The sequence below is a fragment of the Sandarakinorhabdus sp. genome, assembly GCF_040398645.1.
In the GTDB taxonomy this organism is placed as follows: domain Bacteria; phylum Pseudomonadota; class Alphaproteobacteria; order Sphingomonadales; family Sphingomonadaceae; genus Sandarakinorhabdus.
Genome location: NZ_JBBATR010000020.1, coordinates 1 through 9259 on the forward strand (window position 1 = coordinate 1; position 9259 = coordinate 9259).

Below are 9259 nucleotides of genomic sequence, written 5' to 3' on the forward strand. Positions count from 1 at the left end.
CTGTCCAATCTGCTGCTCACACCGGGCAATGCCAAGCGGCTGGCCGATGAGCTGGCGCGGCTGCGCGGCGCCGCGATGAAGCTGGGCCAGCTGATTTCGATGGATGATGGCGATATTTTGCCAGCGGAATTGACCCAGATTTTGGCACGACTGCGCGCCGATGCCGATCCGATGCCGAAATCTCAGCTTGAGCAGGTGCTGGTGGCAGGCTGGGGCCCCAATTGGCGGGCGCAATTCCGTCATTTTGATGATCAGCCGATTGCCGCGGCATCGATCGGGCAAGTGCACCAGGCCACCGCGCTGGATGGCCGCGATCTGGCGATCAAGGTTCAGTATCCCGGCGTGGCCGCCAGCATCGATGCCGATGTCGACAATGTCGCCGCTCTGGTGAAGATGTCGGGTCTGGTGCCGTCCGGTTTTGCCGTGGGGGCCCTGCTGGAGGAGGCCAAGCGCCAGCTGCACGAAGAGGCCGATTATGTGCGCGAAGGCCGCATGTTGGCCCGCTATGGCGCGTTGGTGGCCGGCTGGCCCGATGTGGCGGTGCCCGCCCTGGCCTCTGATCTGTCAACGCCAACCATATTGGCCATGGGGCATGTCAAAGGTGTTGCGATCGACCGGATGGCTGCCCTGCCGCAGGCCGAACGCGACCGGGTGATGACCCTGATGCTGCGCCTGCTGATGGCCGAGTTGTTCGATTGGGGCCTGATGCAAACCGATCCCAACTTTGCCAATTATCGCTATGATCTCAATACGGGCCGGCTGGTGTTGCTGGATTTTGGTGCGGCACGCGAAGTGCCTGATGCCATTGGCGAGGCGTATCGCACGATGCTGGCCTGCGGCATGGCCGGCGACGACGAAGGCCTGCTGGCCGCCATGCAGGGCATCGGGCTGATCCCGGCTGAAGCACCTGCGGCCATGCGCGCCACGCTGGTTGAGATGGCCCGCGATGGCTTTGCGCCGCTGCGCCACGACGGGGCGTTTGATTTTGGCGGCAATGGCCTGGCTGCCAATCTGAAGGCGCAATCGGCCAGCCTGATTGCAGCGCGCGAGCATTTCACCGCGCCGCCGCCCGAGTTGCTGTTCATCCAGCGCAAGATTGCCGGCATGTATCTGCTGGCGGCCAAGCTGAAGGCGCGGGTGGACGTGGCGGCGCTGGTGCGGCCCTACACCAGCTTGCAGGCATCCACCCAGCCCAGCCCAACCAGCGCCGCTAACCGCTCAGGCGCGATTTCCAGCGAGGTTTCGCGTGAACCAGCGGCCGGAAACACCGTGGCATAGCCGCGCAGCGAAACATCCAGCCACACGGGCAGCGGCGTTTTCAAGCCGAACGGGCACACGCCGCCGACGGTATGGCCGGTCAAGGCCAGGGTTTCATCGGGATCGAGCAGGCGAGGCTTGCCGCCCAGCGCAGCGCGCGCCTTTTGATTGTCCAGCCTGGCATCGCCGCGGGTAACCAGTAGCAGCACATCCCCTGCTAAACCTGGGCCCGCCACACGCATGGCCAGCGTCTTGGCGATGCGGCCCGGTTCAACCTCCAGCGCAGCCGCAGCCTCGGCCACAGTGGCTGTCGAAGCCCCCGGCGTGATCACGGCCAGATCAGGCGCCCGCGCCGCCAGCCAGTTCAAGACATCCTCATGCGCCATGCCACTGGTTTGCCCGGCCCCGGCGCGCGCTGCAAGCACGGACGCTGCGCCGCGAGGGGGCCACGAGGGGGCCGCGAAGGGGTTGAGGGCCGGCAGCCAAATCGCTATAGCGATTTCGTAGGGGCGTGCTCGCTGGGGCCGCCTCTTTTGCGTTGCCCTTTTTTTCATTGATCCCTTTTGCGTTTGCGGTGCCCGCATCCCGGTGCCGATCAGGAAAACAGACGATGACGATTAGCCCGCTGATGCCCGTTTATGGCCGGTGTGAGGTCGCGCCCGTGCGCGGTGATGGCTGCTATCTTTTTGATGCGCAGGGGCGCGAATGGCTGGATATGGCCAGCGGCATCGCCGTGAATTGCCTGGGCCATGGCCACCCGCATCTGGTGGCTGCCATCCAGAAACAAGCAGCCACGCTGATGCACACGTCCAATCTTTACAAGGCACCGGCGCAGGAGCATCTGGCGCAGCGGCTGGTGGAATTGACCTTTGCCGACACGGTGTTCTTTACCAACAGCGGTGCTGAAGCCTTTGAATGTGCGTTGAAAACTGCACTTTCTTATCACTATGCCGCCGGCAATCCCCACAAGCACCGCGTGATCACCTTCTCCAATGCCTTCCATGGCCGCACCATGGCGGCAATTTCCGCCACCGATCAGGAAAAGTTGCGCAAGGGCTTCGAGCCGCTGCCCGATTGGTTCAAGGTGGTGCCATTCGACGATCTGGCCGCCGCCGAAGCCGCCATCGACGACAGCGTGGGTGCATTCATGGTGGAACCCATCCAGGGCGAAGGCGGTATCCGCCCGGCCAGCCTGGAATTTTTGCGGGGCCTGCGCGCACTGGCCGATGAACGCGGCCTGCTGCTGATCCTTGATGAAGTGCAGTGCGGTGTGGCCCGCACCGGCGCGCTGTTTGCCCACGAACATTATGGCATCACGCCCGATATCATGGCCATCGCCAAGGGCATTGGTGGAGGCTTTCCGGTTGGCGCCTGCCTGGCGACTGAACGCGCTGCAGCCGGGATGGTGATCGGCACCCATGGCAGCACCTATGGCGGCAATCCGCTGGCGATGGCGGCCTGTGAAGCGGTGCTTGATATCGTGGCGGAGCCAGAATTCTTGCAGCGTGTGACCGCAATGGGCGCCCGCTTGACCGAAGCGCTGGAGCAGATGATCCCCAACCACGACGATCTGTTTGAATCGGTGCGTGGCCGCGGCCTGATGCTTGGCCTCAAGCTGAAATCGGACAGCCGCGCCTTTGTGACCCACGCCCGCAGCCATGGCATCCTGGCGGTTGCGGCCGGGGACAATATCGTGCGCTTGCTGCCGCCGCTCACCATCGGTGAACAGCAGATCCGCGAATGTGTGGACCGGCTGTCCGCCGCCGCCCGCAGCTATCAGCCCGCTGTGGCTGCCTGAGCTTTTGCTAACCTCCCTTCAGGGGAGGGCCCTGGGGCGGGGCTGGTTGCCAAGCCCCACCCATTCCTCACCCCCAGCCCCTCCCCATAAAGGAGAGGGGAGGAACTGAAAAATGCCGCATTTTCTTGATCTTGCTACGGCCACACCGGATGGACTGCGCAGCATTTTGGCGGACGCCCATCGCCGCAAGGCCGCGCGCGCCGTTTGGCCCAAAGGCCGCGTGGATACCGATGCGCCGCTGGCCGGGCATGTGCTGGGCATGATTTTTGAAAAGCCCAGCACGCGCACCCGGTTTTCGTTCGATATGGCAGCGCGGCAATTGGGCGCCACCACGATCGTATCAAGTGCCGGCGACATGCAATTGGGCCGCGGCGAAACCATCGCCGATACCGCGCGTGTGCTCAGCCGCATGGTGGATGTGCTGATGCTGCGCACCAACAGCCATGAAAAGCTGGAGCAACTGGCCGAGCATGCCACGGTGCCGGTGATCAATGGCCTGACCGATCTGACGCATCCCTGCCAGGTGATGGCCGACATCATGACCTATGAAGAGCGCAGCGGGCGCCCGGTCAGTGGGTCAACTTGGGCCTATCTGGGCGACGGCAACAACATGACCAACAGCCTGATCGAGGCATCGTCGCTGCTGAAATTCGATCTCAAGGTTGGCGTGCCGCGCGGGCTGGAGCCTGATGCCGGCGTGATGGCGATGGCCTGCGCTCGGGGCGGCTGTATCGATCTGGTGCACAATCCCGCTGCGGCCGTGGACGGCGCTGATGTGGTGGTTACCGACACATGGATTTCCATGGGGGTTTCAATGGGAGATGCCGCAAGCAAGGACAAAATCGCGCAATGCCTGCCGTTTCGGGTGGATGATGCGCTGCTGGCCAAGGCCAATCCCGGCGCGATGTTCCTGCATTGCCTGCCCGCCCACCGCGGCGACGAAGTGACCGACAGCGTAATGGACGGCCCGCATTCTGCGGTGTGGGACGAGGCGGAAAATCGCCTGCATGTGCAAAAATCGATCCTGCTGTGGTGCCTGGGAAAATTGTGATGCTGGCAGAAGGTATTGCCCCGACGGCTGATTGCACGCTCGGTTTCATGGTGCCGGCGCGCGGCGCACGCGGCATGGTGGTGCGGCTGGACGCCACCCTGAATGCCATTACCGCCGCCCATCCCTATCCCGAACCGCTGATCCGCCTGCTGGCCGAAGCGCTCACCCTCACGGCGCTGGTCGGCGCGACGATGCGGCTGAACGACGGCCAGGTGACAGTGCAAGCCTCTGCCAAAGGCGGTGTCGTCGATTTGCTGGCCTGTGACTGGCGGGCTGGTGAATTGCGCGGCCATATCAAGTTCGATAGCCAAGCCGCTGTTCAAGAAGGCATGTCGCTCCCGGAATTGTTCGGCAAAGGCTATCTGGCCATCACGGTTGATCAGGCCGCTTCGGATGAGCGCTGGCAAGGCATTGTGCCGCTGGAGGGCCGCAGCCTGGCCGTTGCGCTGGAGGGCTGGTTTGGCCAATCCGAGCAATTGCCCACCTTGATGCGCATCGGCGTGGCCGGCAGCGCTGCGACCGGCTGGCTGGCTGGCGGTTTGATTGTCCAGCATCTGGCGCGCGCCGAAATTGGCGGCGAGCGGCTGGATGCCGGCGAACAACATCCCGATTGGGAGCATGTTGCTGCGCTGGCAGCAACCATCACCCCGGAAGAGTTAACCGATGCCGATCTGGCCGCTGAAAAACTGCTGTGGCGGCTGTTCCATGAAGAAACGGTGCGCGTGGTGCCCGGCCCCACGCCAGTAAAGGGCTGCCGCTGTTCGGCCGCCCACCTCAAGGATGTGCTGATGCGCTTCCCTGAAGCCGAGCGCATCGACATGCGCGACGACAAGGGCCTGATCGCCGTGGACTGCCAATTTTGCAGCCGCGTGTTCGCCATCTCGGCATGAAGGGCAGGCTTGCGGTTGTCCTGCTGTCTGGCGGGCTTGATTCGACCACGGTGGCAGCCATGGCCCGCACCGAAGGCTGGCGCATCCTGGCGTTGACCATCGATTACAATCAGCGCCACCGCATCGAACTGGAACATGCCGCCCGCGTTGCAACTGCGTTGGGCGCCGAGCGCCATATCGTGCTGCCGCTGGACCTGACTGGCTTTGGCGGATCGGCGCTTACAGCTGACATCGCTGTGCCCAAGGGCGGCGTGGAGCCTGGCATCCCAGTCACCTATGTGCCAGCGCGCAACACGATCTTCCTGTCGGTGGCGCTGGGCTGGGCCGAAGCGGCTGGTGCGCGCGATCTGTTCATCGGCGTCAACGCCCTGGATTTCAGCGGCTATCCCGACTGCCGACCGGAATTCATCGCGGCGTTCGAAACCATGGCGGGCACCGCCACAAAAGCTGGCGGGGAAGGCGAGGCTTTCAAGGTGCACACCCCGCTGATGGCGCTCGACAAGGCCGGCATCATCCATCTGGCGCAGGCCGTGAACGCGCCGCTGCACCTGACCTGGTCTTGCTACGATCCAACCCCGGGTGGTCGCCCGTGCGGCTTGTGCGACAGTTGCCGGCTGCGCGCCAAGGGCTTTGCCGAAGCTGGCGTGGCGGACCCTGCCGCATGAGCTACGCGGTCAAGGAGCTGTTCCTCACTCTGCAGGGTGAAGGCGCGCAAACCGGGCGGCGCGCGGTGTTCCTGCGCTTTGCCGGCTGCAACCTGTGGACGGGCCGGGAGCAGGACCGTGCCACTGCGGTGTGCAACTTTTGCGATACGGATTTTGTCGGCACCAACGGCCCCGGCGGCGGCAAATTTGCCGATGCACAAGGTTTGGCCGACGCGGTTGCGGCCTGCTGGGGCAATACCGCAGCCCACCGCCTCGTGGTGTGCACCGGCGGCGAACCGCTTCTGCAACTGGACGGCGCGCTGGTGGCTGCGCTGCATGCCAACGGCTTTGAAATTGCCATTGAAACCAACGGCACCCAGCTGTCGCCGCCGGGAATCGACTGGATTTGCGTATCGCCAAAGGCCGATGCGCCATTGGTACTTGCGGCGGGCGATGAGCTGAAACTCGTCTATCCGCAGCCCAAGGCGATGCCCGAACGCTTTGCTGCCCTGCCCTTTCGGTATTATTTCCTGCAGCCGATGGATGGACCGGCGCAGGCCGAGAATATCCAGGCCACCATCGCCTATTGCCTAGCGCACCCGCAGTGGCGGCTCAGCCTGCAAACCCACAAGCTGACGGGCATGCCCTGAACGTTCAGGGCTATGGCTGCTGCGCCACCCTGGCCTTTTCTCGGGCCAGCCACGCCAGCATTTCAGCTTCCATGACCGGTAACGGCACCGACCCCATGCCCAGCAGTGTGTCGTGAAACGGCCGCTGATCAAAGCGCACGCCCAGCTCGGCTTCGGCGCGGCTGCGCAGCGCCCGGATTTTCAGCTCGCCCAGCTTGTAGGCCAGCGCCTGGCCCGGCCAGCTGATATAGCGGTCCACTTCCACTTCGATATCGCGGCGTGACAGGGCGGTATGGTCTTCCAGATAGGCGATGGCCTGCGCCCGGCTCCAGTCCATGGTGTGCAGGCCGGTATCGATCACCAACCGCGCCGCGCGCCACATTTCAAAGGTTTCGCGGCCAAATTCCTCATAGGGCGTTTCATACATCCCCAGCCTGGTGCCAAGCCATTCGGTGTACAGCCCCCAGCCTTCGCCATAGCCGGAAAAATAGGTGCCGCGGCGAAAGGCGGGCCGCGCCGGGGCTTCAAGCGCCATGGCGCCCTGGTGGCTGTGGCCCGGCACACATTCGTGCAGCGTCAACGCCACCAGATTGTAGAGCGGCCGCGACTTTAGATCATAGGTGTTCATGTAACAGGCATCGATGCCGCCGCGCCCGGAGGTGTACACCGGCGCAATGGCATCCGGCACCGCCCGCAGCGTGAAGCGATAGCGCGGCAGGATGGTGAACACCTCCGCCAATTTCCCGTCCATTTTTTTCATGACCAGCGCCGAAAACCCGAGCAATTCAGCCGGCGTGCGGGCATAAAATTGCGGATCGGTTCGAAGGAAAGCCAAAAATGCCTTGAAATCGCTTGTAAACCCGGTCGATCGCATGGTGGCTTGCATATCGGCATCGATGCGGGTCACCTCGCGCAGCCCAAGCGCGTGGATCTCGGCAGGGGCCAGATCAAGCGTGGTGTATTCGCGAATCTGATCCTGATAATAGGCCAGCCCGCCCGGCAGATCACGCGCGGCCAGCGTGGTGCGCGCGCCCGGCAGATAAATGGTGCGCAAAAACACCAGCAGGCGGCTTTCGGCTGGATTGACGATATTGTCGATCACGTCGCGCGCTTCGGCGCGCAGCTTATCCTGCTCGGCGGCGGGCATTTGTGGCGGCATCACCCGGAATGGCGCGTAAAACGGGCTTTCGCCAGCCGGCTTGATCTGCGCAGCAAGCGTCTCGTCTCGCCCTGCCAGCGTAACCGCGGGCGGCGTAAAGCCGCGCTGCAGGCCGGCCTTCATGTTGGCCGTCTGCTCGGCAAAATAGCGCGGCACATCGCGTAAGCGGCCGATATAATCGCGATATTCCAAAGCGGTGCGAAAGGGCACCTGAGCCGGCAGATAACCCCAGAAATTGCTGTCGCTGTTGATCGGCATTTCATATTGGCGCCAGCCGATGGCCGTCACTTCGCTGCGCAGCGATTCGATCAGCACGGCCTTGTTAAGCCGCTCTTCGGGAGACAAATCCGCATCGGCAATGGCAGCGGCTTGCTGCAACACGCCGCGCCAATAGGCCCCGCGCGCCGCGTAGCACGCCGGGGTCACGCACGGCAGCCGGTCACCAGGCCTTATATCCGCGCCAGCTTGTTGTTGCGCGGTCTGCCCCAGCCGCCACTGCCATTCCGCATCATAAACCGCCTTCAGCCGGGCATCACCGGTTTGCGCCAGTGCGCCGCTTGCCAGCAATGTGGCAGCAACAATTGCTCGAAACATCATGCGTTTCCCCTTGCTTCAACCCCGATTGCTTCAACCCCGATTGCTTCAACCGCGCCCGCGATAGGTGGGCACGCCTTGATCGGGCAACCACAGGCCATCTGGTACAGGGCCGGATTGCCAGAACACATCAATCGGGATACCGCCGCGCGGATACCAGTAACCGCCGATGCGCAGCCAGCGCGGCTGCATTTCGGCCGCCAGCCGCTGGCCGATGCCCACGGTGACATCTTCGTGAAAACCGGCGTGGTTGCGAAAACTGCCCATGAACAGCTTGAGCGCCTTTGATTCGACGATGGTATCGCCCGGCACATAATCCAGCACGATATGCGCAAAATCCGGCTGGCCGGTCACCGGGCACAGCGAGGTGAATTCCGGGCAGGTGAAGCGCACCAGATACAGCGCACCCGGCCGCGGATTGGGCGGATAATCCAGCACCGCTGCGTCAGGGCTCGCCGGCAGGCCCGAAGTCTGGCCCAGAAACAACATATCTACCACTTAAACCCTCCTGATGACGTGCCGCCGCCCCGGTTGGGGGTGACAGGCGCACACGGCGTTATTATGTCATCTGCACAGTTGCCGACATAATGATCGGCGGGGAGTGCCGAATGAACCTGCTTGTGTCCACTGACTGGCTTGCCGCAGAGATGGGCAAGACCGATTTGCGCATCATCGATGCCACAATGTTCCTGCCAGCGCCAAAGGGCACCGCTGGCCGCAACGCCCGCGCCGAATTCGAAGCGGCGCATATTCCCGGCGCCGTGTTCTTTGACATCGAAGAAGTATCGGACACCAGCAGCAGCCTGCCAACCATGCTGCCGGCACCTGAGAAATTTGCGTCGCGTTGTCAGGCCCTTGGCCTGGGCGATGGCAGCCGCATCGTGGTGTATGACAACAGTCCGCTGAAATCGGCAGCGCGGGTATGGTGGATGCTGGGTCTGTTTGGTGCCCACGAAGTTGCCATCCTCGATGGCGGCTTTGGCAAGTGGCAGGCCGAGGGCCGCAGCGTCGAAAGCGGCAAGCCGATTGTGCGCCATCGCCATTTTACCGTGTGGGCAGACAAGAAACTGGTGCGCGACATGGGCCAGATGACCGAAAATCTGCGCACCAAGGCCGAACAGGTGGTGGACGCCCGTTCGGCAGCGCGCTTCAGCGGGGCTGATGCCGATCCGCGCCCCGGCGTTAGGTCAGGCCACATCCCCGGTTCGCGCAACATCCCCTATTCGGCGCTGTTCAA

The 9259-nt window shown here is 63.3% G+C and carries 10 protein-coding genes; 7 read left to right on the forward strand and 3 right to left on the reverse strand.

Translation table 11 applies throughout. The features are described from left to right. On the forward strand, positions 1 to 1278 hold a 1278-nt coding region (locus ABWP50_RS06495; RefSeq protein WP_353217182.1), incomplete at its 5' end, for an ABC1 kinase family protein. On the opposite strand, the gene ABWP50_RS06500 is transcribed toward ABWP50_RS06495, so the two are convergent. Then, entirely contained in the window at positions 1164 to 1643 is a 480-nt protein-coding gene (locus tag ABWP50_RS06500) for a YbaK/EbsC family protein (RefSeq protein WP_353217183.1), read from the reverse strand. The two genes, ABWP50_RS06495 and ABWP50_RS06500, sit on opposite strands and share 115 nt — an antisense overlap. A 224-nt stretch (positions 1644 to 1867) precedes the next feature. On the opposite strand from ABWP50_RS06500, the gene ABWP50_RS06505 reads away from it, so the two are divergent. The 5 genes from ABWP50_RS06505 (at position 1868) to queE (ending at position 6290) form a co-directional block, all read left to right on the forward strand. Further along, positions 1868 to 3055, forward strand: coding sequence for an aspartate aminotransferase family protein (locus tag ABWP50_RS06505; protein ID WP_353217184.1), 1188 nt, complete (start codon positions 1868 to 1870; stop codon positions 3053 to 3055). 112 nt (positions 3056 to 3167) lie between these two features. Next, positions 3168 to 4106, forward strand: coding sequence for an ornithine carbamoyltransferase (gene argF / locus ABWP50_RS06510; protein ID WP_353217185.1), 939 nt, complete (start codon positions 3168 to 3170; stop codon positions 4104 to 4106). Beyond that, positions 4106 to 4996, forward strand: a complete 891-nt coding sequence (gene hslO, locus ABWP50_RS06515) for an Hsp33 family molecular chaperone HslO (protein WP_353217186.1) — start codon at positions 4106 to 4108, stop codon at positions 4994 to 4996. Before argF ends, hslO begins: the two co-directional genes overlap by 1 nt. Further along, the gene (queC, locus tag ABWP50_RS06520; protein WP_353217187.1) at positions 4993 to 5661 is read left to right on the forward strand and encodes a 7-cyano-7-deazaguanine synthase QueC; all 669 of its coding nucleotides are present in this window, start codon (positions 4993 to 4995) and stop codon (positions 5659 to 5661) included. The genes hslO and queC overlap by 4 nt, the downstream gene beginning before the upstream one ends. Beyond that, positions 5658 to 6290, forward strand: coding sequence for a 7-carboxy-7-deazaguanine synthase (gene queE, locus ABWP50_RS06525; RefSeq protein ID WP_353217188.1), 633 nt, complete (start codon positions 5658 to 5660; stop codon positions 6288 to 6290). Before queC ends, queE begins: the two co-directional genes overlap by 4 nt. A gap of 10 nt (positions 6291 to 6300) precedes the next feature. On the opposite strand, the gene ABWP50_RS06530 is transcribed toward queE, so the two are convergent. Together ABWP50_RS06530 and queF are read right to left on the reverse strand one after the other, a co-directional pair. Continuing rightward, positions 6301 to 8022, reverse strand: coding sequence for a DUF885 domain-containing protein (locus tag ABWP50_RS06530; RefSeq protein ID WP_353217223.1), 1722 nt, complete (start codon positions 8020 to 8022; stop codon positions 6301 to 6303). Positions 8023 to 8070: 48 nt separating this feature from the next. Next, positions 8071 to 8511 (reverse strand): preQ(1) synthase, encoded by a 441-nt coding sequence (gene queF / locus ABWP50_RS06535; RefSeq protein WP_353217224.1) that lies wholly within the window; start codon positions 8509 to 8511, stop codon positions 8071 to 8073. A 119-nt stretch (positions 8512 to 8630) separates the two neighbouring features. On the opposite strand from queF, the gene ABWP50_RS06540 reads away from it, so the two are divergent. Beyond that, a partial coding sequence (locus ABWP50_RS06540; RefSeq protein WP_353217189.1) for a sulfurtransferase occupies positions 8631 to 9259 on the forward strand: 629 nt, incomplete at its 3' end.